19 protein-coding genes are annotated in these 24311 nt (G+C 61.7%); 8 read left to right on the forward strand and 11 right to left on the reverse strand.

What is annotated here, in order from left to right:
- Nucleotides 1-7: 7 nt before the first annotated feature.
- Complete coding sequence (locus KXR72_RS04810; protein WP_437419940.1) at nt 8-1255, reverse strand: lipoprotein-releasing ABC transporter permease subunit; 1248 nt, start codon at nt 1253-1255, stop codon at nt 8-10.
- Nucleotides 1256-1352: 97 nt separating this feature from the next.
- Between KXR72_RS04810 and KXR72_RS04815 the strand changes: the two genes are divergently transcribed.
- Genes KXR72_RS04815 through KXR72_RS04825 form a run of 3 tightly spaced genes read left to right on the forward strand, consistent with a single transcriptional unit; the run spans nt 1353 to nt 2965 of the window.
- Nucleotides 1353-1925: a PilZ domain-containing protein gene (locus tag KXR72_RS04815; RefSeq protein ID WP_437419941.1), complete on the forward strand. Its 573-nt coding sequence runs from the start codon at nt 1353-1355 to the stop codon at nt 1923-1925.
- 2 nt (nt 1926-1927) lie between these two features.
- Nucleotides 1928-2221 carry a phosphodiesterase gene (locus KXR72_RS04820; RefSeq protein ID WP_437419942.1) on the forward strand — a complete coding sequence of 98 codons (294 nt, stop codon included), beginning with the start codon at nt 1928-1930 and terminating at the stop codon, nt 2219-2221.
- Between the two features lie 18 nt (nt 2222-2239).
- Nucleotides 2240-2965 (forward strand): glycerophosphodiester phosphodiesterase, encoded by a 726-nt coding sequence (locus KXR72_RS04825; RefSeq protein ID WP_437419943.1) that lies wholly within the window; start codon nt 2240-2242, stop codon nt 2963-2965.
- Between the two features lie 115 nt (nt 2966-3080).
- Here the strand turns inward: KXR72_RS04825 and sthA are convergent, their stop codons facing one another.
- The 10 genes from sthA to KXR72_RS04875 form a co-directional block, all read right to left on the reverse strand.
- Nucleotides 3081-4475, reverse strand: coding sequence for a Si-specific NAD(P)(+) transhydrogenase (gene sthA, locus KXR72_RS04830; RefSeq protein ID WP_437419944.1), 1395 nt, complete (start codon nt 4473-4475; stop codon nt 3081-3083).
- Between the two features lie 141 nt (nt 4476-4616).
- Nucleotides 4617-4847 carry a (Na+)-NQR maturation NqrM gene (gene nqrM, locus KXR72_RS04835; RefSeq protein ID WP_437419945.1) on the reverse strand — a complete coding sequence of 77 codons (231 nt, stop codon included), beginning with the start codon at nt 4845-4847 and terminating at the stop codon, nt 4617-4619.
- Complete coding sequence (locus KXR72_RS04840) at nt 4844-5869, reverse strand: FAD:protein FMN transferase (RefSeq protein WP_437419946.1); 1026 nt, start codon at nt 5867-5869, stop codon at nt 4844-4846. The genes nqrM and KXR72_RS04840 overlap by 4 nt, the downstream gene beginning before the upstream one ends.
- Nucleotide 5870: 1 nt before the next feature.
- Nucleotides 5871-7097: an NADH:ubiquinone reductase (Na(+)-transporting) subunit F gene (nqrF, locus tag KXR72_RS04845; protein WP_437420379.1), complete on the reverse strand. Its 1227-nt coding sequence runs from the start codon at nt 7095-7097 to the stop codon at nt 5871-5873.
- Nucleotides 7098-7109: 12 nt separating this feature from the next.
- On the reverse strand, nt 7110-7718 hold the full coding sequence (nqrE, locus tag KXR72_RS04850; protein ID WP_437419947.1) for an NADH:ubiquinone reductase (Na(+)-transporting) subunit E: 609 nt from the start codon (nt 7716-7718) through the stop codon (nt 7110-7112).
- Nucleotides 7718-8392 carry an NADH:ubiquinone reductase (Na(+)-transporting) subunit D gene (locus tag KXR72_RS04855; protein ID WP_437419948.1) on the reverse strand — a complete coding sequence of 225 codons (675 nt, stop codon included), beginning with the start codon at nt 8390-8392 and terminating at the stop codon, nt 7718-7720. Before KXR72_RS04855 ends, nqrE begins: the two co-directional genes overlap by 1 nt.
- A complete protein-coding gene (locus KXR72_RS04860; RefSeq protein WP_437419949.1) occupies nt 8389-9177 on the reverse strand; it encodes a Na(+)-translocating NADH-quinone reductase subunit C in 789 nt (262 codons plus the stop codon). The genes KXR72_RS04855 and KXR72_RS04860 overlap by 4 nt, the downstream gene beginning before the upstream one ends.
- Complete coding sequence (locus KXR72_RS04865) at nt 9170-10381, reverse strand: NADH:ubiquinone reductase (Na(+)-transporting) subunit B (RefSeq protein ID WP_437419950.1); 1212 nt, start codon at nt 10379-10381, stop codon at nt 9170-9172. The genes KXR72_RS04860 and KXR72_RS04865 overlap by 8 nt, the downstream gene beginning before the upstream one ends.
- Before the next feature lie 3 nt (nt 10382-10384).
- The gene (locus tag KXR72_RS04870; RefSeq protein WP_437419951.1) at nt 10385-11722 is read right to left on the reverse strand and encodes a Na(+)-translocating NADH-quinone reductase subunit A; all 1338 of its coding nucleotides are present in this window, start codon (nt 11720-11722) and stop codon (nt 10385-10387) included.
- A gap of 314 nt (nt 11723-12036) precedes the next feature.
- Nucleotides 12037-13488: a glyceraldehyde-3-phosphate dehydrogenase gene (locus KXR72_RS04875; protein ID WP_437419952.1), complete on the reverse strand. Its 1452-nt coding sequence runs from the start codon at nt 13486-13488 to the stop codon at nt 12037-12039.
- A gap of 159 nt (nt 13489-13647) precedes the next feature.
- Here KXR72_RS04875 and mfd point away from each other — a divergent pair, with 159 nt between their 5' ends.
- The 5 genes from mfd to KXR72_RS04900 all read left to right on the forward strand — a co-directional run bounded on the left by mfd (nt 13648) and on the right by KXR72_RS04900 (nt 24303).
- Nucleotides 13648-17094 carry a transcription-repair coupling factor gene (mfd, locus tag KXR72_RS04880; protein WP_437419953.1) on the forward strand — a complete coding sequence of 1149 codons (3447 nt, stop codon included), beginning with the start codon at nt 13648-13650 and terminating at the stop codon, nt 17092-17094.
- Nucleotides 17095-17136: 42 nt separating this feature from the next.
- Complete coding sequence (locus tag KXR72_RS04885) at nt 17137-20415, forward strand: SNF2-related protein (RefSeq protein ID WP_437419954.1); 3279 nt, start codon at nt 17137-17139, stop codon at nt 20413-20415.
- Between the two features lie 158 nt (nt 20416-20573).
- A complete protein-coding gene (locus KXR72_RS04890; protein ID WP_437419955.1) occupies nt 20574-21131 on the forward strand; it encodes a hypothetical protein in 558 nt (185 codons plus the stop codon).
- A 78-nt stretch (nt 21132-21209) separates the two neighbouring features.
- On the forward strand, nt 21210-22226 hold the full coding sequence (locus KXR72_RS04895; RefSeq protein ID WP_437419956.1) for a ligase-associated DNA damage response exonuclease: 1017 nt from the start codon (nt 21210-21212) through the stop codon (nt 22224-22226).
- A gap of 367 nt (nt 22227-22593) precedes the next feature.
- The gene (locus KXR72_RS04900; RefSeq protein ID WP_437419957.1) at nt 22594-24303 is read left to right on the forward strand and encodes an ATP-dependent DNA ligase; all 1710 of its coding nucleotides are present in this window, start codon (nt 22594-22596) and stop codon (nt 24301-24303) included.
- Nucleotides 24304-24311: the final 8 nt, after the last annotated feature.

Here is a 24311-nt window from a genome sequence, read left to right on the forward strand (position 1 = left end):
AACCAGCTCACTCATAACGTAGCGCCTCGGCCGGTTGGGTACGCGCTGCGCGCCAGGCCGGGTACAGGGTGGCGAGAAAACTCAGGACAAGAGCTGCGACACAGACCTGGACGACATCCGCCGTCATCACCCGAGACGGTAGATAGTCGATGAAATAGACATCGGCGTTGAGAAATTTATGGCCGATCAGGCGCTCCAGGGCCGCTATCCACCCGCTGACATTCAGCGCAGCGAAAATACCAAGCAGCGCCCCTACCAGCGTGCCGACGACGCCAATCACAGTGCCCTGCACCATAAAGATCGCCATGATCTGCCGTGGCGTCGCTCCCAGCGTCCGCAGGATGGCGATATCGCCCCGCTTGTCGGTGACGACCATCACCAGCGTCGAAATGATGTTGAACGCAGCGACGGCGACAATCAGCAACAGCAGCAGGCCGATCATGGCCTTCTCCATACGAATCGCCTGGTAGAGATTGCCGTGCGTTCGGGTCCAATCACGCGAGTAGAAATCCTCGCCGAGACCGCCCGCCAGTTCCCAGGCGATTCGCGGCGCCTGGAACAGATCGGCGAAGCGCAAACGCAATCCCTGCACCTGGTCAGGCCGCCAGCGGTGCAGCCGAGCCAGATCCGATATGTTGGCCATCGCTACGTGGCCGTCGATCTCGCCAGCGCCGACATGGAAGATGCCTTGCACAGTGAAACGCTTCATGCGGGGAAACACGCCAGCGGGCGTGACCGAAACCTCCGGCGCGACGAACGTCACCTTGTCGCCAACGCCGACGCCGAGCTTACGTGCGGCATTATCGCCCAGCACGATGCCGAACTCGCCGGGTTCGAGCGCTTCGAGCGAGCCTTCCTGAAAGAACTGCCCGATGATCGAAACCTGCCCTTCAAGCTGCGGGTCAACCGCATTGATCAGGGTCTTGCTGACCTGGCCTTGGTTGGTCAACAACCCCTGCATCTGAATGAAAGGCGCCACCGCTTCGACCTGGGGATGCGCTGCCAATCGTTCGCCCAAGGTACGCCAGTCGTCGATCGGCACCGGGCTTTCGATCGTGGCATGCGGGACCATGCCCAGCACGCGCGTTCGCATTTCATGATCGAAGCCGTTCATCACCGAGAGAACGACGATCATCACCAGCACACCAAGCGCCAATCCGATCATGGACGTGAATGAGATGAAGGAGACGAAGAGGCTGCGACGTCTGGCGCGTGTGTAACGCGCCCCGATATACACGGACAGCGGTCTGAACATAAATCGACGGGTTCGCTTTCGCTGACGAGGAACAAGCTGAATGACGCGGCAACGCAGGCTGATACAATCAAGCCATCACTGCAGCCCAGGGACTGACATGCCTACCGAAGACATTGAAGATCGACGCGAATACTATCGCATCGAGGACGTCATCGCACTGGAAATCCTGCCTCCGGACCGGGCTATGACAGCCGTTCAGGGTGGGTCCGAAAAATTGTTCGACCTGCTCGCCGAACTCAATCAACTGGAGTTCGAGGCGCAGCATCTGATACGCCAGATTAGCGAACGTAACCGCACCCTGGCGAGCTATCTCAAGGTGCAGAACAAGCGTATCGATCTCGTTGGCCAGGCGCTGGCTCAGACGCTGTTGAACGACATCGACTCGACACGAGAGGTAATCCTCTCAGAAGGCGGCATCAGTTTCGTCCATGATCAACCGCTGCAAGAAGATTCGATCTGGCTACTCAAGTTCATGCTGATGCCGCAGGGGCTTGGCATGCTGCTGCGAGCGCGGATTGCCAGCTGCCAGGCAATGGGTGACGGACGCTTCACCATCGGTACGTCTTTCGAAGCGCTGACTGATGCACAGCGACAACTCCTGGCGCGCCATATCCTGCAGAAACAGGCGACACAACGGCGCCTGGCTAGAGAAACCCTGCAAGGAACCTGAACATGCGCTTCCTCCCCTCTTTGATCGCTCTTCTGCTCTGCACTGCAGCCAACGCCGAGGTCGTCCGAATACCGGTCGGCCAGCAAGGACTACCGAATATCGAGATGCCCGCCCGTGGGGATTCAAAGAACCGGGTATTGGATCACTTTGGCCTCGCGGACGAAGAGCATCCAGCCGTCGGCCGGCCTCCGATCACCCGGTGGGACTATCGGGAATTTTCGGTCTATTTCGAAGGCGACCGGGTCATCGACAGCGTTCGACACCGTCAACCCGTCACCGCGGGCCAGCACCCCTAGTACAGCGAGAAACGTATCGTGACACTCATCTATGGCCACCGAGGCGCCAAGGGCGAAGCCCCCGAAAATACCTTGATCGGTTTCAAGCGATGCCTTGAGGACGGCGTGCGCCGTTGCGAGTTGGACCTTCATTTGTCGAAGGACGGCGAGCTGATGGTGATTCATGACCCCACTCTCAAACGCACGACCGGTCGACGCGGCAAAGTCGCCGAGCAGGAGGCCGACAACCTGGTCCGCTATGACGCACGCCAGGGCGGCCCCGGCTGGAAGCAGCCCTGCCCCATCCCGCGCTTGGCGGAGCTCTTCGAAGAGTGTGACTTCGAGCACTGGCAACTGGAAGTCAAGAGCGCCTCGCGCGTACGGGCCGCACGCTCGGTACAGGCGATCCGGGCGCTTGCCAACCACTACGGTTTGCTTGACAAGATTACCGTCACCTCCGGCTCACGCGAGGTGCTCAGGGCGCTCAAGCGGCTGGCACCAGAGCTTTCATGCGGACTGGTCGCGGAGTACGCCTGGCTCGACCCGATCAAGGTGGCCAAGCAATACGGGTGCGAATACCTTGTCCTGAAATGGACATTGTGCACGCCGGAACGCATCGCCAAGGCGCAGCAGCATGGCTTGCACGTCTCGGTCTGGACGGTCAACGAGCCTGCGCTCATGCGCAGACTCTCCGACTTTGGCGTAGACAGCCTGATCACCGACTACCCTGAACTGGCGGTCAGCACCCTGCGCAGCAGGGGCTGAACCGGACCAGTCGCATGGAGGCGGCTTGCGTACCTGAACTAGAAACTTTCCCGGTTGGGCCAGCGCCACGTCCGGGGATCATCTCCGACCGGCTCAGGCCACCGGTCGGAGCCGCTCAAAAAAGCCGGTTGAGGCCGTCGAACGCGGCGACGCGATAGGCTTCGGCCATGGTCGGATAGTTGAACGTCGTATTGATGAAGTACTTGATGGTATTGGCTTCGCCGGGCTGGTTCATGATTGCCTGACCGATATGGACAATTTCCGAAGCTTGGTAACCGAAGCAGTGCACGCCCAGCACCGCCAGGGATTCGCGGTGGAACAGGATCTTCAGCATTCCAACCGGCTCGGCCGATATCTGCGCCCGGGCCATGCTCTTGAAAAATGCCTTGCCAACTTCGTAAGGAATCTTGGCCTCGGTGAGCTCACGCTCGTTCTTGCCGATCGAGCTGATCTCCGGGATGGTGTAGATGCCAGTCGGAACGTCATCGACGAAGCGCCAGCTGTCGTTATCCACAATACTTCCCGCCGCGGAGCGGCCTTGGTCATAAGCCGCACTTGCCAGTGACGGCCAACCGATCACGTCCCCCGCCGCATAGATATTGCCGACGTCGGTACGGTAATGCTCATCGACATGGATCTGCCCGCGACTGTTCACCTTCAGCCCAATGTTTTCGAGTGCCAGCTTGTCAGTATTACCGGTGCGACCGTTGCACCAGAGAAACGCATCTGCCTTGATCTTCTTGCCTGACTTGAGGTGCAGGATCACCCCGTTGTCGACACCCTCCACACGCTCGTACTCCTCGCGATGGCGAATCAGTACATTGTTATTGCGCAAGTGATAGCTCAGCGCATCGGAGATCTCGTCGTCGAGGAAACTAAGCAGCTGGTCACGGTTGTCGATGAGATCGACCAGCACGCCAAGACCACTAAAGATCGAAGCATATTCAGAACCAATGACGCCTGCTCCGTAGATGATCAACCGACGCGGTGTGTGACTAAGGGTCAGGATGGTGTCGCTGTCATAGATGCGCGGGTGCGTGAAATCGATGTCGTTCGGGCGGTAGGGACGTGAGCCTGTCGCAATGATGAACTGGTTTGCTACAAGCTTTTCGACCATACCATTGGCACTGACGACCTCAACGGTCTGCTCATCGGCAAAGCTCGCGGTGCCGAAAAAGAGGTCGATTCGGTTACGCGCGTAGTAACCGGTGCGCGAGGTGACCTGCTTGGCAATAACGCTTTCAGCGCTTTTCAGTACATCTGGGAAGGAAAACCAGCGCGGTTCGCCGATCTGCCGAAACAAGGGGTTGGTGTTGTATTGCATGATCTGCCGCACCGAATGGCGCAGCGCTTTCGACGGAATGGTGCCGAGGTGAGTTGAGTTGCCGCCAACATGGGGGCGGCTGTCGACGACCGCTACCTTGCGCCCCGCCTTGACCGCGTTCATTGCGGCCCCTTCTCCGGCAGGTCCGGAACCCAGTATCACCACGTCGTAGTTGTAAACCGCCATATTCACCCCTGACGCGGCAGGCATTACTGCCGCAACTATCAAAAATCGATTGATTCAGGCAACGCTTGTGCGCCAACACAAGGACATGCCAGCGCATCGCGATACGCCTCGATCACTGGAGGCGATGATTCGAGCCAAGGCTCAGCGTCTGGTCGCGTCGTATGCGAGATCTGCTTTAGCGCCCTGCTTCGCCTGTTCGTTCACTTCCTCGCATTTCTCGCGGCTGCCGCCACAGATCGAACACTCTTTCTCGATCCCAAGATTGGCGATGCCACCACAGGAACCTGCGATAGGCTTGCGCCCCATGATCACGCCTATGGCCATACCAAAGACCACCAGCAGCATGATCATGAATACCAGTAACCAGGTCATTGCTCTGCTCCCGCACCGAACAACCCGTCGAAGGCGCCGGTGCTCTTACTGATGAATTCCTGCCCTTCGTGAATCACGAAGAACGCCGCTAAATCCCGCTCGGACGCGTAAGCCAAGCCACGCTCGGGTCCAAGGACCATGAGCAGGGTAGACAATCCGTCCGCCATCAAGGTCGATTCATTCACGACCGTCACCGCAGCCAGCCGATGCTCGATCGGTGCGCCTGTCTGCGGGTCGAGCGTATGCGAGTAGCGTTTGCCGTCACGCTCGAAGTAGTTGCGGTAGTCTCCAGATGTCGAGACGCCCAGGCCGTCCAGCTCGATGATCCGCTGCGCCACGCGCTCATTATCGTGCGGCGCTTCGATAGCCACGCGCCAAGGCATACCGTCGGGCTTGTGACCTTGAGCCCTCAGTTCACCTGTGATCTCGACCAGGTAGCTCGTCACGCCCGCAGCCTCCAGGTTGGCAGACACCCTGTCCACCGCATAACCGGCAGCGATGCTGTTGAAGTCGACTTGGACGGCTGCGTCCTTGCACAGCTTTCCACCTTCGACGCGAAGGTGATGCTGCCCGACGATCTGCATGGTTTCTGCAATCTGCTCTGCTGTCGGGACCACTTCGCCCTTGCCCTGTGGACCGAAGCCCCAAAGGTTGAGAAGTGGCTCTACGGTCAGGTCGAAGGCACCCTTACTGTCTTCCGACAGCTGCCGCCCGACCTGGACCAGCTCGAGCACACCCGCAGGCATTGCGCTACAGGTGCCCGCTGGTAAAGCATTGAAGGCCTCGATGTCAGAGTCCGCACGGTAGGTCGACATCTGTTTGTCGATATCCGCCAGGATGACCTCGGTGTCCCGTTGCAACGTCGCCCTGTCCGGTGTCCCAGAGCCGGCCACGTATTTCACGGTGTACGTACTGCCCATCGTCGGGCCAGAGAAGCTTTCGAGCTTGTCTTGAAAAAGACAGCCCGTCAGGGCTGTCGCAAGAGCGACAACGATGACGGGCCGTAGTGACGCAAGAACCATGCTATCCGCCGAAGTCGTCAAGCAGGATGTTTTCCGGTTCGACGCCAAGGTCGGTAAGCATCTTGATCACCGAGGCGTTCATCATGGGCGGGCCGCACATGTAGAACTCGCAGTCCTCAGGTGCCGGATGGTCCTTGAGGTAGTTCTCGTACAGCACGTTATGGATGAAGCCGGTCGGCCCTTCCCAGTTATCTTCTGGCAGCGGGTCGGACAGCGCCAAGTGCCACTTGAAGTTTTCATTCTCGGCCTGGAGCTGGTCGTACTCGTCGACATAGAACGCTTCGCGCATCGAGCGCGCACCGTACCAGAAGCTCATCTTGCGCTTGGACTTCAGGCGCTTCAGCTGATCGAAGATGTGCGAGCGCATCGGAGCCATGCCCGCGCCGCCGCCGATGAAGACCATTTCGGCGTCTGTGTCCTTGGCGAAGAACTCACCGAAAGGACCATATACGGTGACCTTGTCGCCCGGCTTGAGACCGAACACCCAGGACGACATCTTGCCCGGTGGCAGCTCGTCACGCCCCGGCGGCGGCGAAGCCACGCGGATGTTGAACTTCACGATGCCCTTTTCTTCGGGGTAGTTGGCCATCGAATAGGCGCGAATCGTGGTTTCGTCGACCTTGGAGACATACTTCCAGAGATTGAACTTGTCCCAGTCGCCGCGAAACTCCGGCTGGATATCGAAATCCTTGTAATTGACGGTGTGCGGTGGGCATTCGAGCTGTACATAACCACCCGCGCGGAAGTCGACATTCTCGCCTTCAGGCAGGCGCAGCGTCAGCTCCTTGATGAAGGTGGCCACGTTGGGGTTCGACGCCACCGTGCATTCCCACTTTTTCACGCCGAAGACTTCTTCCGGGACCTCGATCTTCATGTCTGCCTTGACCGGAGTCTGACAGGACAGGCGCCAGCCTTCCCCGGCTTCGCGGCGGGTGAAGTGCGACTCCTCGGTCGGCAGCATCTCACCACCGCCGCTTTCGACGACGCACTTGCACTGAGCGCAGGTACCGCCACCGCCGCAGGCAGATGAAAGGAAAATATTGTTCGCGGCCAGGGTTTGCAGCAGCTTGCCGCCAGCCGGAACGGTAATGGTGCGTTCACCATTGATCTCGATGTTCACATCACCGCTGGAGACCAGCTTGGCGCGCGCCGCGAGGATGATCACTACCAGCGCGAGCACGATGGCGGTGAACATGCCGATGGCGAGGAAAATTTCGTAACTCATCAGTTCATCCCGTCCTTACAGCTGTACGCCAGAGAAAGACATGAAGCCCAGCGACATCAGTCCGATGGTGATGAAGGTGATCCCGAGCCCCTGCAAACCATCCGGTACGTCGCTGTACTTGAGCTTCTCGCGGATGCCGGCCAGCAACGCGATCGCCAACGCCCATGACAAACCGGAGCCGACACCGTACACGGCGCTCTCGGCCAGGTTGTAATCACGCTCGACCATGAACAGCGTGCCGCCCATGATGGCGCAGTTAACGGTGATCAGCGGCAGGAACACACCGAGCGCGTTATAGAGGCTCGGCACGTACTTATCGAGCGTCATTTCGAGGATCTGCACGATGGCGGCGATAACGCCAATGTAGCTAAGCAACCCAAGGAAACTGAGATCGACTTCGGGCAGGCCGGCCCAGGACAGCGCACCGGCTTTCAGAAGGTAGGTGTAGATCAGGTTGTTGGCCGGCACGGTGATGGCTTGCACCACGATTACCGCGATGCCTAGACCGATCGCCGTTTCGACCTTCTTCGAAATTGCGATAAAGGTACACATGCCGAGGAAGAACGCCAGGGCCATGTTCTCGATGAACACGGCGCGGACGAACAGGCTGATGTAATGCTCCATTAATAAGCCTCCTTGTTCGAGACTTGCGGGGCCATCTTGAAGGAAGGCTTCTCGACCTGCTCCCTCTTCCAGCTGCGAATGCCCCAGATGAACAGGCCGATAAGGAAGAAGGCCGAAGGCGGCAGCAGCATCATGCCGTTGGGCAAGTACCAACCGCCGTCGTTGACAACCGGCAGGATGGTGTAGCCCATCAGCTTGCCGGCGCCGAACAACTCTCGGATGATCCCCAGAGCAATCAGCATAGCGCTGTATCCCAGGCCGTTACCCAGCCCATCGAAGAACGACAGCATGGGCGGATTCTGCATAGCGAATGCTTCGGCGCGGCCCATTACGATGCAGTTGGTGATGATCAGACCAACGAACACCGAAAGCTGCTTGGACAGACTGAAGGCATAGGCTTTCAGGACCTGGTCGACGAGGATTACCAGCGAAGCGATGATCACCATCTGCACGATCATGCGGATCGAACCCGGGATCTGGCTGCGGATCATCGAGATGAACAGGTTGGAGAATGCCACTACCAGCGTCAGCGCAACGGACATGACCAACGCTGTCTTTAGGTTGGAGGTAACGGCCAGGGCCGAGCAGATCCCGAGGATCTGCAAGCCGATGGGGTTGTTGTTGAAGACCGGATTGAACAGGACTTCCTTAATAGTGGGTTGCGACATGATCAAGCCTCCCCATCGCGTAGGTTAGCGATAAATGGACCGAAGCCGTCTTCACCCAGCCAGAAGCGCAACAGGTTGTTCACACCGTTACTGGTCAGGGTTGCACCGGCCAGTGCATCGACCTGGTGGTCGGCACGCGGACTTTGCGGATCGACGCCACCCTTGACCACCTGAATGGCCAGCTTGCCGTCGTCGTTGAAGAGCTCCTTGCCCTGCCACTGGCTACGCCATTTCGGGTTATCGACCTCGCCGCCAAGACCCGGGGTCTCGCCGTGCTGGTAGAAGCCCAGGCCTTCCACAGTGTTTAGGTCGCCCTTGACCGCGATGAAACCGTACAGCGTGGACCAGAGCCCATAGCCACGAATGGGCATGATCAGCGTATCGATCGAATCATTCTCTTCGACGATATAGACAACGCTGTACCGCTCGCGCCGCTTGATCGAGGCGATATCTTCCTCGCTTGGCAACGCTTGAGACAGCTTTGGGTCCTTTGCCGCGACCAGTGGGTCGAAGCTGTTCGGATCGAACTCATCGCTGAACTCGCCGGTTTCCAGATCAACCAGGCGAGCCACAATCCGCTCGCTGTACAAGGTCTTGACCTGATTGGCCGACATGCCGACCTCACCGAGACCGGCGATTGCCAGGATACTGCGCTGCTTGTCCAACTGGCGGTTTTCAAGCTGAGTCGGGCGAAGCGCGACCGCTGCGCCGGCAACAAATACCGAGCACACCAGGCAGACCAACAGGGCCACTACCAGCGTACGGGCAGTGGATTCTTTTTGACTAGACATTGCGTGCCAGCCTCCGCTTGATATTGGCCTGGATGACAAAATGGTCAATCAAGGGTGCACAGAGGTTGGCGAACAGGATCGCCAGCATCATGCCCTCCGGGAAGGCCGGGTTGACGACACGGATCAGCACGACCATCACACCAATGACGATGCCATAGACCCATTTACCGGTATTGGTCATGGCCGCCGATACCGGATCGGTAGTCATGAAGATCAGGCCGAAAGCAAAGCCACCGACCGCCATGTGCCAGTACCAAGGCATGGCGAACATCGCGTTGCTGTCGGAGCCGATGAGGTTGAACAACGTGCTGAGCGCGATCAGACCGATCATGGTGCCCGCGACGATACGCATCGAGGCAATCTTGGTTGCCAGCAGTACCGCACCGCCGATGAAGATCGCCAGGGTGCTGGTCTCGCCGATCGAACCGTGGATGGTTCCAACGAAGGCATCCATCCAGGAAATCCCGCTCTGCACGACATTCTCGATGCCGCCAGCGAAGCTCAGGCTCAGGGCCGTAGCACCGGCGAAACCATCGACTGCGGTCCAGACCGCGTCACCCGACATCTGCGCCGGATAAGCGAAGAAGAGGAAGGCACGCCCCGTCAGCGCTGGGTTGAGGAAGTTCTTGCCGGTACCGCCGAAGATTTCCTTGCCAATCACGATACCGAAGCTGATGCCTAGCGCGACCTGCCAAAGCGGAATGCTCGGGGGCAGCGTCAACGCGAACAGCACGGAGGTGACGAAGAATCCTTCGTTGACCTCGTGCTTACGGATCGAGGCGAACAGGACTTCCCAGAACCCACCAACGATAAAGGTGACCGCATACACCGGGAGGAAGTAGGCGGCGCCCTGTATGAAGTTATCCCACAGGCTGTTCGGGTCGAAGCCCGCCAGTGCACTGATCAGCGCCATGTGCCAGCCCGCCTGAGCGGCGAGCAGATCCGGGTTCTGCGCGTAGATCAGGTTGGCCTGGTAGCCGGTGTTCCACATGCCGAAGAACATCGCCGGGAATGTGCAGAGCCAGACGGTGATCATCATCCGCTTGAGGTCGATGCCGTCGCGCACATGGGCGGTGGTCTTGGTTACGCTGCCAGGGCGGTAGAGAAAGGTGTCAGCCGCTTCGTAAAGCGCGTACCACTTTTCATACTTGCCGCCTTTTTCGAAGTGATGCTCGATCTTGTCGAGGAATGCGCGAATGCCCATGCCTTAACCCTCCTTCTCGATACGGGTTAAATTGTCCCGCAGGATCGGGCCGTATTCGTATTTGCCGGCGCAAACATAAGTGCACAGCGCCAGGTCTTCCTCGTCGAGTTCCAGGCAGCCGAGCTTCTGCGCCACCTCTGTGTCACCGACGATGAGCGATCGCAGCAACTGGGTCGGCAGGATATCGAGCGGCATGACCTCTTCGTAGTTACCTACCGGCACCATCGCCCGCGGGCTGCCGTTGGTGGAAGTCGAGAAGGCAAACTTCTTGCCGCCCATCAACTTGGAGATATAGATGTTGAGTATCGAGTGCTTCTCGGCACCGGCACGCAGGTAGTGCAGCATCTCGCGTTCTTTGCCTTCACGCAGGCAGGAGATCTGCTGGTGGTATCGCCCCAGGTAGGCGAAGGCACCATGCGCGGTACGACCGCCCAGCACGGAGCCCGACACCACCCGGTTGGCGCCTGACTGAAGTTCGCCGGCCGTCAGTTCGTCAAGATTAGCGCCCAGACGAGCACGAATCAGACGAGGTTTTTCGACCACGGGGCCCGCAAGCGAAAGCACTCGCTCGACAGACAGATGCCCCGTCGTGAACAACGCACCGACGGCGATGACGTCCTGGTAGCCGATTGTCCAGACGCTCTTGCTGGCACTGACCGGATCGAGGAAATGAATGTGGGTCCCGGCGAGACCGGCCGGGTGAGGGCCGGCAAAATTCTCGGCCTGTACGTTGGCAATCTGCTGACCGGGGATCGAGGCACCTTCAGCCTTGCATAGGAAGACTTTGCCCAGGCGTGCAAGCACCTTCAGACCGGCTTCGAATTCAGCGATGCGCTCACCGATCACCACAGCAGGATCGGCAGCCAGCGGATGCGTATCGATTGCCGTAACGAAGATCGAATGGGGCACCGCGTCGGTCGCAGGCACCTTGCTGTACGGACGGGTACGCAAGGCGACCCAGAGCCCTGATTGCTGGAGATTCTCACGCACCTGGGCATCGCTCAGGCCTTCAAGTTCAGCCTCGGCATACTGGCTGAATGTCAGCTCGTCGTTGCCTTCAAGGTCGATCACAACCGACTGCAGGACGCGCTTCTCGCCACGATGGATGGCACTTACCACACCCGCGCCAGGCGCCGTGAACGTCACGCCGGGGGTCTTCTTGTCCGAAAACAAAGCCTGCCCCAACTTGACGCGATCGCCGACCTGGACGTCCATGGTCGGCTTCATACCCGGGTAGTCAAACCCTATTACGGCGACGCTTCGCACAGGCCTGCCGGCCTCGATACGCTGCGCCGGCGCACCTGCAATGGGCAGATCTAGCCCACGTTTTATATTGATCATCGGTTCGCCTAACCACTGATTTTGAATGCTTTTTTTACGAGCCTCGCGGTCTAGCGCAAAGTTGAATTGCACAACACGCGCTGATGCGATATCAGCGCGACGCTATGCCGCGGGCCCAGGTAGAAATCCGCCCGATTATAGAGGCCGTGACCCGCCACTGACCACCCAAGGTCTTTCAAAATTTTGACTGAGGACAAGCGGCAGGAATTGACCATCTATGGCGCGGGTGACGCCAGCAAGACGTCTTCGCCAGTCCATCGAACCCAAAAAACGCAAAACGGGAGCCGAAGCTCCCGTTTATTGCAGCGATTCGCTTAGCGAGGGAATGCAGGCGGGTTGACCCCGGCCATGTCTTCCATCACTCGAACCACCTGGCAGCTGTAGCCGAACTCGTTGTCATACCAGACGTACAGCACGACACGATTGTCGCTGCAAATCGTCGCCTCGGCATCCACCACGCCGGCATAACGCGAGCCGACGAAGTCAGTCGAGACGACCTCCTGCGAGCTGACGAAGTCGATCTGCTTCTGCAGATCCGAATGCATCGCCATCTGGCGCAGGTATTCGTTGATTTCGTCGCGCGACGTCGCCTTTTCCAGGTTCAGGTTGAGGATGGCCATGGAGACGTTCGGCGTCGGTACACGAATGGCGTTGCCGGTCAGCTTACCCTTGAGCACCGGCAGGGCCTTGGCCGCAGCCGTGGCTGCGCCCGTTTCCGTGATGACCATGTTCAGCGCGGCACTGCGACCCCGACGACTGCCCTTGTGGAAGTTGTCGATCAGGTTCTGGTCGTTGGTATAGGAGTGCACGGTTTCGACGTGACCATTGACGATGCCGTACTGGTCGTTGACTGCCTTGAGCACAGGCACGATGGCATTTGTGGTGCATGAGGCAGCCGAGACGATCTTGTCATCTGCCGTGATTTCGTCATGGTTGATGCCATGTACAATGTTCTTCAGCTCGCCCTTGCCAGGCGCAGTCAGCACCACGCGCGCAACGCCTGGGCACTTGAGATGCTGGCTGAGACCTTCGGCATCGCGCCACTTACCGGTGTTATCGACCAGCAGTGCGTTCTCGATACCGTACTGGGTGTAGTCGACCGTCGACGGATCGTTCGAGTAGATCACCTGGATCAGGCTGCCGTTGGCGGTAATGGTGTTGTTTTCCGCATCGATGTGGATGGTGCCGTCGAACGGACCATGCACCGAATCGCGACGCAGCAGGCTGGCGCGCTTGACCAGGTCGTTCTCGGCGCCCTTGCGCACGACAATCGCACGCAGGCGCAGCCCGTCGCCGCCACCGGTCTTCTCGATCAGGATGCGGGCGAGCAGGCGTCCAATACGACCGAAGCCATAGAGCACGACATCGGTCCCTTTATGCACGCCCGTGGTGTTGCGCTTGCCAGCCACTTCAGCCAGTTCGTCACGGACGAACTGATCGAGGCTGCGACCATTGCCCTCGGCCTTGAATTTGGCGACCAGCTTGCCCAGGTCAACCGACGCGGCGCCCAGCTCCATCTTGCTCATAGTGGTGAGAATCTGATGGGTTTCGTTGACGCACAGTTCGGCCTCATCGGCCTGGCGATGGCGCGCGAAACGATGAGCTTTGAGCAGCGCGATCACCGAACGGTTGATCAGGCCGCGACCATAGATGGAAGTCACCACGTTGTTGTTACGATACAGCTGACCAATCAGCGGAATCATCGCTTCGGCGAGGGCTTCTCGATCAATCCATTCACCAAGACACTGGTCGGGCTTCTGAGTCACGGGCAGTTCCTTCCAACATGTAGGGGCTGAGAAAAGGGGCTACATTATGCCGGCGCACCCTAGCGCGGGCAATCTGTGCAGCGGAAACACTGACAGCGTCCCGCGCGGATAGTTACAATCCTCGCGGTCCATTTTTAACGACCGGAGCCACGCCCACCCGTGTCCGTATTGCGCCTTCCGCCCATGCCTGCCGCCAGCGGCAAGCAACAATGGGGCAACCTTCCCGGAGCCGCGCTGAGCCTGGCGATTGCCGAAGCAGCCAGCAACGCAAAGCGATTCACCCTTCTCCTTACCGCCGACAGCCAGAGCGCCGAGCGTCTGCAGGAAGAGCTCGCCTTCTTTGCGCCCGAGCTGCCAGTGCTTCACTTCCCGGATTGGGAAACCCTGCCCTACGATGTCTTTTCACCTCACCAAGACATCATTTCGCAGCGGATCGCAGCACTCTACCAGCTGCCGGAACTCGACCACGGCGTACTGGTAGTCCCCATCACCACGGCGCTACACAGGCTGGCGCCCAAGCGCTTTCTGCTCGGTTCCAGCCTGGTATTGGACATCGGCCAGAAGCTCGACGTCGAGCAGATGCGCAGCCGTCTGGAAGCGGCGGGCTACCGGTGCGTCGATACCGTCTACGAACATGGTGAGTTCGCCGTCCGCGGCGCCCTGATCGACCTGTTCCCGATGGGCAGCACCCTCCCCTATCGCATCGACCTGTTCGATGACGAGATCGAAACCCTGCGAACCTTCGATCCCGAAAACCAACGCTCGATCGACAAGGTCGAATCCATCCGGCTGCTGCCTGCACGCGAGTTTCCAGTCCGGAAGGAATCGGTGACCGGCTTTCGCGCCCGCTTTCGCGAGCGCTTCGACGTCGATTTCCGCCGGTGCCCGGTCTACCAGGACCTGTCGACGGGTATCACGCCGGCTGGGATCGAGTACTACCTTCCGCTGTTCTTCGACGAGACCTCCACGCTCTTCGACTATTTACCGGAAGACACCCAGGTGTTCTCGCTCCCCGGTATCGAGCAGGCCGCCGAGCAGTTCTGGAAGGACGTGCGCACGCGTTACGAGGACCGCCGCGTCGATCCCGAACGCCCATTGCTGCCGCCCGCTGAACTCTTCATCCCGGTGGAAGACTGTTTCGCCCGGCTCAAGACCTGGCCGCGGGTGGTCGCCGGCCCGGATGACGTTGAGCCCGGCATTGGCCGCGAGCGCTTCGCCGCGAGCCGCTTTCCCGAATTGGCCATCGACGCCAAGGCCAGCGAGCCGCTGGGCGCGCTGAGGCGCTTCCTTGAGGAATTCCCGGGCCGCGTGCTGTTCACCGCCGAATCCGCCGGCCGTCGCGAGGTATTGCTCGAGCTGCTCGCCCGGCTCAAATTGCGCCCGCAAGAGGTCGGTGGCTGGCCGCAATTCGTCGCTAGTCAGGAGCGCCTGGCGATCTCCATCGCCCCGCTCGACGATGGCCTTCTACTGCAGGACCCGGCGCTGGCCTTGATCGCCGAGAGCCCGCTGTTTGGCCAGCGCATCATGCAGCGTCGCCGCCGCGAGAAGACCCGCGACGCCGGCGAGAACGTCATCAAGAATCTCACCGAGCTGCGCGAAGGCGCGCCGGTAGTGCATATCGACCACGGCGTCGGCCGTTACCAGGGCCTGGTGACGCTGGAGATCGAAGGTCAGTCGGCCGAATTTCTGATGCTGCAGTACGCCGACGAAGCCAAGCTTTATGTGCCGGTTTCCAGCCTGCATCTGATCGCCCGCTACACCGGCAGCGACGATGCACTGGCCCCGCTGCACCGCCTGGGTTCGGAAACCTGGCAGAAGGCCAAGCGCAAGGCCGCTGAGCAGGTCCGCGACGTGGCAGCCGAGTTGCTCGACATCTATGCCCGCCGCGCCGCACGCAAGGGTCATGCATTCCAAGACCCACAGGTTGACTATGAAACCTTCAGCGCTGGCTTCCCCTTCGAGGAGACGCCGGACCAGCAGGCAGCCATCGAGGCCGTACGCAGCGACATGCTCGCGGCCAAGCCGATGGATCGCCTGATCTGCGGCGATGTCGGTTTCGGCAAGACCGAAGTGGCCATGCGCGCCGCCTTCATCGCCGTGCACAGCGGCAAGCAGGTCGCCGTACTGGTGCCGACCACCCTGCTCGCCCAGCAGCATTACAACAGCTTCCGCGACCGCTTCGCCGATTGGCCGGTGCGCGTCGAGGTAATGAGCCGCTTCAAATCGGCCAAGGAAATCCAGGGCGCGGTGCAGGAGCTGGCCGAAGGCAAGGTCGACATCCTCATCGGGACCCACAAGCTGCTGCAGGATGACGTCAAGTTCACCAACCTGGGCCTGGTCATCATCGACGAGGAGCACCGCTTCGGTGTTCGCCAGAAGGAGCAACTCAAGGCGCTGCGCAGCGAGGTGGACATCCTCACTCTCACCGCGACACCTATTCCGCGCACGCTGAATATGGCTGTAGCCGGCATGCGCGACCTGTCGATCATTGCCACCCCGCCGGCGCGCCGGCTGTCGGTACGCACCTTTGTCATGGAACAGCAGGACGCGGTCATCAAGGAAGCCCTGCTGCGCGAGCTGCTGCGGGGCGGCCAGGTCTACTACCTGCACAACGACGTCAAAACCATCGAGAAGTGCGCCGCCGACATCGCCGCATTGGTGCCGGAGGCGCGCATCGGCGTCGGCCACGGGCAAATGCGCGAGCGCGAACTCGAACAGGTGATGGGCGACTTCTATCACAAGCGCTTCAATGTGCTGGTCGCCTCGACCATCATCGAGACCGGCATCGACGTGCCCAGCGCCAACACCATCATCATCGAACGCGCCGACAAGTTCGGCCTGGCCCAGCTGCACCAGTTGCGTGGCCGTGTCGGCCGCAGTCACCACCAGGCCTACGCCTATCTCCTTACGCCGCCGCGCAAGGGCATGACCGATGATGCGCAGAAGCGTCTGGAAGCGATCGCCAATGCGCAGGACTTGGGCGCCGGCTTCGTGCTGGCGACCCACGACCTGGAGATCCGGGGCGCGGGCGAACTGCTCGGCGAAGGCCAGAGCGGCCAGATTCAGGCCGTCGGTTTCACCCTTTATATGGAAATGCTCGAACGCGCCGTCAAGGCCATCCAGAAAGGCGAGCAGCCCAACCTCGATCAGCCGCTGGGCGGCGGCCCGGAGATCAACCTGCGCCTGCCGGCGCTGATACCCGAGGACTACCTGCCAGACGTCCATGCGCGGCTGATCCTGTACAAGCGCATCGCCAACGCCACTGACGAGGATGGGCTCAAGGAGCTGCAGGTCGAGATGATCGACCGCTTTGGCCTGCTGCCCGACCCGACTAAAAACCTGGTGCGCCTGACACTGCTCAAGCTGCAGGCGGAACAGCTCGGCATCACCAAGATCGACGCCGGCCCGCAGGGCGGTCGCATCGAGTTTGCGGCCGAAACCAAAGTCGATCCGATGGTGCTCATCAAGCTGATCCAGAGCCAGCCCAACCGCTACAAGTTCGAGGGCGCGACGGTGTTCAAATTCCAGGTGCCGATGGAGCGACCGGAGGAACGCTTCAATACCCTCGAAGCGTTGCTCGAACGCCTGGCGGCGGGCACTCCCTGATGCGGCGAGCCCACCAGGCGCGCGACCTGGAATGGCCGCACGATGGCCGCTAGGTTCCTCCCCGCCCTGCCGCCGGCGTGGCGCCTGCCGTTTTCCGATAACGCGCTCGCTCGCGGCCAGCGCTATGCGGCCGAGCGGCGCGCCCGGGTGCTGCGCGACACGGAGCAGTTCGTCGAAGGCACCTGTGCCGGAACAGGCGGTGCGACGTACCGGCAATCCCTGCAACTCTCCCGTGACGGCACGCTCAGTTGCGTCTGCAACTGCCCGGTAGGCCTGAACTGCAAGCATTGCGTCGCGCTCATCCTGACGATCGAAGAGCAGGCCGAGCGTGCACCCAACACCTGCGAGCCGGATGACGCCAACCTTCCAGGCACGCTGGAACATTGGCTGTCACAACTGCCTCAAGCGCTGAGCGACGCGCTTCCTGCAGAGCACGGCTGGTGCGTCCACTACCGGCTTCGCTCGGACCTGTTGGTCGAAGCGTTCAAGTGCCGCCTGCGCAAGGACGGTACCTGGGGCGAGCACCAGCCTTACTATGGAATGCGCGAGGCCAGTTTTCGCAAGCCCGCGTTCATGCAGCCGCTTGACCTGCGCATCGCCGCGCTACTCGGCCTGTGCCGACCCAGCGGCAACGGGTTCCTGCTCGGTGGGGAAAACGGTGGCGAAACCCTGCGTCTGATTCTCGAGACCGGCCGGGCCTTTCTTGATTGGCGGCAACCCGCGCTGACGCTCGCCGATGCACGCCAGGCCCGCTTCAACTGGAAGCAGCAGCCCGACGGTAGCTACGACGCCGAGCTGGAGATGGCGGACGCGCAGGCCCGACCGCTGCACGCGCTCGACCCGCTTTATTACATCGACGAGACGAAGGGCGAGCTCGGCCTCATCGACCACGGGCTGCCGGCGCCCCTTGCGCGTCACCTGCTTGAGGCCCCATCTGTGCCCTCGGCCCAGGCCGCGCGGTTCAGCCTGACGCTCAACGAGATCGCGCCGCAACTGCCCGCGCCCCCAAGGCCGCAAGAAATCGTGGTGGACAATGTGCAGCCGACCCCTCGCCTGACCCTCGGCAGCCACCATGCAGTGAATTACCAGCCAGGCAGCGGTCGCATGGTCGCGGACCACCAGCACCGCGCCGGCCTGACTTTTCTCTACGGCAGGACCAGCGTTCACGGCAAGGCTCGGCCTGATCAGCGCGTACGCGAAACCAAGGGCGCGCAGGTACGCAGCATTGCGCGGCAACCGGATGCGGAACAGGCCCTGCGCCAGCGCATGAAAGACCTCGGCTTTCGCCCGGCGCTGCGCCAGAGCCAGGCACTGCCGAAGGATTCCGCGGAAATGTTCGAACTGGCCAACGAGGCGGCTTGGTTGCAGTTCTCCCAGGCGCACCTGCAGGCACTGCGCGAGGAAGGCTGGCAAATCATCCTGCAACCTGGCTTCGCCTATGACCTCACGCCCGTGGAAGCCTGGTACGTCGATGTCGATGAGTCACCGGAGCACAGCTGGTTCGATCTCGAACTCGGCATCATCGTCGAGGGCGAACGGATCAGCCTGTTGCCCGTCCTGCTGGGCCTGATCCGGCGCAACCCGGCAATGCTTTCCCCGCCGGCCCTCTCGCAGCGAGCCGACGGCGAAACCCTGCGTGTTCAACTCGACAAGCGCCGCGACGATGACGGCCAGCCGCTGCAAGTCCTGCTGCCCTTTGGCCGCTTGAAGCCAATCCTCGGCACCCTGTCCGAGCTTTACCTTCCCGAGCACGCCGCGGCCGAGCCTCTGCGCCTCGGCCACGCCGATGCCGCCCGCCTGGCCCAACTCGATGCACTCGACCTGCGCTGGAGCGGTGGCGAACAACTGCGCGACTTCGCCCAGCGGCTGCGCGACTACCAGCAGCAGCCGGTCGAACCGCCGACGGCATTGAAAGCCCAGCTGCGGCCATACCAACTCGATGGCCTGCGCTGGATGCAGACCTTGCGCGCGCTCGGCATGGGCGGTGTGCTCGGCGACGACATGGGCCTCGGCAAGACGCTGCAAACCCTGGCGCACCTGCTGTTGGAGAAGCAATCCGGGCGCATGGACCGCCCTTCGCTGGTGGTCATGCCGACCAGCCTGATCCCCAACTGGCAGGACGAGGCGGCGCGTTTCGCCCCGGACTTGAAAGTCGTCACGCTGCACGGCACAGCCCGGCAACAGCAATACGAGCGCCTGGATGACTGCGACCTGCTGCTCACGACCTATGCCCTGCTGCCGCGTGACATCGAGCGCTTGATCGAGATCCCGCTGCACCTGCTGGTGCTCGACGAAGCGCAGAACATCAAGAACGCCAGCAGCAAAGCCGCACAAGCCGCCGGGCGGCTCGATGCCCGACAGCGCCTATGCCTGACCGGCACGCCGCTCGAAAACCACCTGGGCGAACTTTGGTCGCTGTTTCATTTCCTGATGCCCGGCTGGTTGGGCGACACCAAGCGTTTCAACCGTGACTATCGCCATCCAATCGAAAAGAACGGCGATAGCGACCGGCTCGAGCACCTGACCGCGCGAATCAGACCTTTCCTGCTGCGGCGGCGCAAAGAACAGGTCGCGCATGAACTGCCACCCAAGAACGAGATCACTCACTGGGTGGAGCTGAGCCCGGCGCAGCGCGACCTCTACGAAACCGTCCGGCTGGCCATGGACGACAAGGTGCGTGAGGAGATCGACAGCAAAGGCCTGGCGCGCAGCCAGATCGTCATCCTCGATGCGCTGCTTAAACTGCGCCAAGTCTGCTGCGACCTGCGCCTGGTCAAGCGCGACGCTAGAGTTTCACGCGCCAGCGCCTCGGGCAAGCTCGACAGCCTGATGGACCTGCTCACCGAGCAGCTGGCCGAAGGCCGGCGCATTCTGCTGTTCTCCCAGTTCACGTCAATGCTCGCACTGATCGAAGATGAGCTCCGCACCAGGGCCATTGAGTATGTACAGATCACCGGCGAGACCAAGGATCGCCGCACCCCGGTGAAACGCTTCCAGGCCGGCGAAGTACCGCTGTTTCTCATCAGCCTCAAGGCCGGCGGCACCGGGCTCAACCTGACCGCCGCGGACACCGTCATTCATTACGACCCCTGGTGGAACCCGGCGGCGGAAAACCAGGCAACCGACCGCGCGCATCGCATCGGCCAGGACAAGCCTGTGTTTGTCTACAAGCTGATCGCTCGCGACACCGTCGAAGAAAAAATCCAGCAGTTGCAGGCTCGCAAGGCCGAGTTGGCCGCCGGCGTGCTGGATGCGGGCCAGGCCGCGAACTGGCAGCTGGAACAGGCGGACATCGAGGCGCTGTTCGCCCCGCTCGCATGACCACTCGACCTCGCCGACCGACGGCACGTGGCGCGCATCCGGTCGAGTGCGCATTTGCCAGTGCCGCTTGGTGCTCGAAGCGCGAAACCGCCGCTTTCCAACGACGGGTCGACTTCCTATGATCAGCCCATCGCTCCGCGCCAGAGGCCTGAACAAAGATGAGTCGCTACGAAATCGCATTTTCCGGGGAGCTAGCCCCTGGCGCTACGCTCGAACAAGTCGAAGCCAACCTGGCCAAGCTGTTCCAGGCCGACGCCCAGCGCATCGCCGCGCTCTTTTCCGGACGCCGGGTGGTAATCAAGCAGGACCTCGACCACGCCAGCGTCGAGAAGTATCGACAGGCCATGGCCCGTGCGGGCGCGATCGCCGAAGTGCGTCCCATGCCGGTCGAGGTAGAGGAAATCGAACTGGCGCCCCCACCGCCTGAAACCACAGCGCCGCCCGCGCCATCCGTGGCTACGAGTGGAACTCGGCCTGGGCCGTTGAAGGTCGCGCCGCGTGATGAGTACATGGCAGCTTTCGTCGACGTCGAGGCACCGGATTTTGGCGTCGCGCCAGCCGGCACCGACTTGCAGGATGCCCGGCCTGCTACCGAACCGCCCGCGGTCGACCTGACCCAATTCAGCCTCGCCCCGGTTGGCAGCGACATGGGCGAGCGCCGTCGCGCCAGCGATGCGCCCGTACCCGACACCTCGCACCTGAAGTTGGTGGACTGACCCTTCGGGTGCGACCCGCCCGAACTCCACGTCGGCCGATGCGCTCCAACCCTACAAGCCCGCAAAGTGCCTGTACCCATGGACCTCGTCGTTGCCCGCCCCGAAGGCCTCTATTGCCCGCCCGGTGATTTCTACATCGATCCCTGGCGGCCCGTGGACCGCGCCGTCATCACCCACGCCCACGGCGACCATGCGCGCTGGGGCATGGGCCACTACCTGGCCTCGCGCGACAGCGAAGGCATCCTGCGCTCGCGCATCGCCGCGGACATGCCCCTGCAGACGCTCGCTTATGGTGAATCCATCGAGCATCACGGCGTCAGGCTCAGCTTCCACCCGGCCGGTCACGTGCTCGGCTCGGCCCAGGTGCGGCTGGAATATAAGGGTGAAGTCTGGGTTGCCTCCGGCGACTACAAGGTCGAGCCGGACGGGACCTGCGCGCCGTTCGAGCCGGTGCGCTGCGATACCTTCATCACTGAATCGACGTTCGGCCTGCCGATCTACAAGTGGCCGTCGCAAGCTGAGGTATTCCGCGAGATCAACGACTGGTGGCGCGCCAACGCCGCAGCCGGTCGCGCCAGCGTCTTGTTCTGCTACGCCTTCGGCAAGGCGCAGCGCATCCTCCACGGACTCGATGAGAGCATCGGCACCATCGTGGTTCATGGCGCAGTGGAGCCGCTGAACAAGGTCTACCGCGAGGGCGGTATCTACCTGCCGCCGACCGTCTATGCCGGTGACCTGAAAAAAGGCGATCCCCGTTTGAAGCAGGCCATCATCCTCGCGCCGCCTTCAGCCGGTGGCAGCACCTGGATGCGCCGCTTCGGCGACTATGCCGATGCCTTCGCCAGCGGCTGGATGATGCTGCGCGGCACCCGTCGGCGGCGCGGCGTGGACCGCGGCTTCGTGCTATCTGATCACGCCGACTGGCCCGGACTGCTCTGGGCCATCGAACAGACCGGCGCCGAGCGGGTGATGGTCACCCACGGTTCGGTGCCGATCCTTGTCCGTTACCTGCGAGAGATGCGTGGGCTCGATGCGCAGGCGTTCGAGACCGAGTATGGCGAGGAGGATGACACCCCCACGCAGGAGGCCGAATGACCCGCAGCCATGCCATAGGCGTCCCACTCACAGGCTTCAGCGTCGAGATTCGACACAACCGTCCTTGTAGGAGCGAGCTTGCTCGCGATCCGAAACCGCCACGCCGCCACGGATCGCCAGCAAGCTGGCTCCTACAGAAAAGCATCCGCGCTGGGGCACACCACCGGCCCCGTAGGAGCGAGCTTGCTTGCGATCCAGGACCGCCACGCCGCCACGGATCGCCAGCAAGCTGGCTCCTACAGAAAAGCATCCGCGCTGGGGCACAACACCTACCCCGTAGGAGCGAGCTTGCTCGCGATCCGGAATCACAACGCAGACTCGGACTTACTCACGAGCGGATTGTCACCGCAGTTGAAGGTGGACCGAGATGAAAGCCTTCGCCACCCTCTACAGCCGCCTCGACGCGACAACCTCAAGCAACGCCAAACTCGCGGCGATGCGCGACTACTTCCGCGACGCCGATCCGGCCGACGCGGCCTGGGCCGTGTACTTCCTGGCCGGTGGTCGGCCGCGCCAGCTGGTGCCGACCCGCGTACTGCGGGAAACCGCCATGCAGGCCTCTGAACTGCCGGAATGGTTGTTCGAGGAAAGCTACCAGGCAGTCGGCGACATGGCCGAAACCATCTCGCTGCTGATGCCGGAAGCCGAGCACAGCTCCGATGACGGGCTCGCCGTGTGGATGCAGGACAAGTTGCTGCCGTTGCGCGGCTTGCCACCGGACGAGCTGGCCGAGCGATTGCCCGCGCTGTGGAAACAGCTGGACCGCCTGAGCCTGATGGTCTGCATCAAACTGATCACCGGCGCCTTTCGCGTCGGCGTGTCGAAGCTGCTGGTCACCCGCGCGCTGGCCTCGCTGGTCGACCTCGACCCCAAGCGCGTGGCGCAGCGGCTGGTGGGCTATACCGATCTGTCGCACCGCCCGAGCGCCGAGGGCTACCGCGCGCTGATCGCCGACGAATCCGAACACGAGCACGCCCAGCGCGGCGGCCAGCCCTACCCGTTCTTTCTCGCCCATCCGTTGCAGGCGCCTGTTGAAGAATTCGACACCCTGCTCGGCGCACCGGAGAACTGGTTCATCGAATGGAAGTGGGACGGCATCCGTGCGCAGCTGGTCAAGCGTGACGGGCAGATCTGGGTCTGGTCGCGCGGCGAAGAGCTGGTCAGCGAACGCTTTCCGGAACTCTGCGAACTGGCCGGCTGCCTGCCGGACGGCACCGTGATCGACGGCGAGATCCTGGTCTGGAAGCACGCGCCCGGCGAGCCGACGGAAGCGCTCTTCGAGCAACCGGAAGGCGAAGATGGCGAAACCACCGAGCGCGTCGGCGTGCAGCCCTTCGCCTTGCTGCAGCAGCGTATCGGCCGCAAGAACCTGACCGCCAAGGTGCTGCAGGACGCCCCCGTCGCGGTGCTCGCCTATGACCTGCTGGAATGGCAGGGCGACGACTGGCGGCAACGTGAACATCGCGAGCGCCGGCAACAACTCGAAACGGTAGTTGGGCAATGCCCCAACCCGCGACTGATGCTTTCACCGCTGGTCACCGGCAACGACTGGAACGATCTCGCGCAACAACGCGAGGCGTCACGTGCTCGAGGTGTCGAGGGCATGATGATCAAGGCCCGCGCCGCCCAGTACGGCGTCGGCCGGACCAAGGACGTAGGCGTCTGGTGGAAGTGGAAGATCGATCCGTATTCGGTCGACGCCGTGCTGATCTACGCGCAACGCGGCCACGGGCGTCGCGCCAGCCTCTATACCGACTACACCTTCGCCGTCTGGGACGGAGAACCGGGCGATCCGGAGCGCAAGCTGGTGCCCTTCGCCAAGGCCTATTCCGGCCTCACCGACGAGGAAATGCGCAAGGTCGACGCCATCGTGCGCAAGACCACCGTGGAAAAATTCGGCCCCGTGCGCAGCGTGACCCCGACCCTGGTGTTCGAACTCGGCTTCGAAGGCATCGCCGCCAGCAGTCGCCACAAGAGCGGCATCGCCGTGCGCTTCCCGCGCATGCTGCGCTGGCGCCTGGACAAGCCGGTGGACGAAGCCGACACCCTGGAAACGCTGAAGGAATTGCTGGGATGATCCGATCA

The sequence above is a fragment of the Stutzerimonas chloritidismutans genome (genome assembly GCF_051486945.1).
GTDB lineage: Bacteria > Pseudomonadota > Gammaproteobacteria > Pseudomonadales > Pseudomonadaceae > Stutzerimonas > Stutzerimonas chloritidismutans_B.

Excerpts from the sequence above, each read along its gene's own strand:
- KXR72_RS04840 (WP_437419946.1), bottom strand. The coding sequence starts at position 5,869 with ATGGTTCTTGCGTCACTACGGCCCGTCATCGTTGTCGCTCTTGCGACA.
- KXR72_RS04865 (WP_437419950.1), bottom strand. The coding sequence starts at position 10,381 with ATGGGCATTCGCGCATTCCTCGACAAGATCGAGCATCACTTCGAAAAA.
- nqrM (WP_437419945.1), bottom strand. The coding sequence starts at position 4,847 with ATGACCTGGTTACTGGTATTCATGATCATGCTGCTGGTGGTCTTTGGT.
- KXR72_RS04890 (WP_437419955.1), top strand. The coding sequence starts at position 20,574 with ATGAGTCGCTACGAAATCGCATTTTCCGGGGAGCTAGCCCCTGGCGCT.
- KXR72_RS04820 (WP_437419942.1), top strand. The coding sequence starts at position 1,928 with ATGCGCTTCCTCCCCTCTTTGATCGCTCTTCTGCTCTGCACTGCAGCC.
- nqrE (WP_437419947.1), bottom strand. The coding sequence starts at position 7,718 with ATGGAGCATTACATCAGCCTGTTCGTCCGCGCCGTGTTCATCGAGAAC.
- KXR72_RS04895 (WP_437419956.1), top strand. The coding sequence starts at position 21,210 with ATGGACCTCGTCGTTGCCCGCCCCGAAGGCCTCTATTGCCCGCCCGGT.
- sthA (WP_437419944.1), bottom strand. The coding sequence starts at position 4,475 with ATGGCGGTTTACAACTACGACGTGGTGATACTGGGTTCCGGACCTGCC.
- KXR72_RS04900 (WP_437419957.1), top strand. The coding sequence starts at position 22,594 with ATGAAAGCCTTCGCCACCCTCTACAGCCGCCTCGACGCGACAACCTCA.
- KXR72_RS04885 (WP_437419954.1), top strand. The coding sequence starts at position 17,137 with ATGGCCGCTAGGTTCCTCCCCGCCCTGCCGCCGGCGTGGCGCCTGCCG.
- KXR72_RS04870 (WP_437419951.1), bottom strand. The coding sequence starts at position 11,722 with ATGATCAATATAAAACGTGGGCTAGATCTGCCCATTGCAGGTGCGCCG.
- KXR72_RS04815 (WP_437419941.1), top strand. The coding sequence starts at position 1,353 with ATGCCTACCGAAGACATTGAAGATCGACGCGAATACTATCGCATCGAG.
- KXR72_RS04860 (WP_437419949.1), bottom strand. The coding sequence starts at position 9,177 with ATGTCTAGTCAAAAAGAATCCACTGCCCGTACGCTGGTAGTGGCCCTG.
- KXR72_RS04810 (WP_437419940.1), bottom strand. The coding sequence starts at position 1,255 with ATGTTCAGACCGCTGTCCGTGTATATCGGGGCGCGTTACACACGCGCC.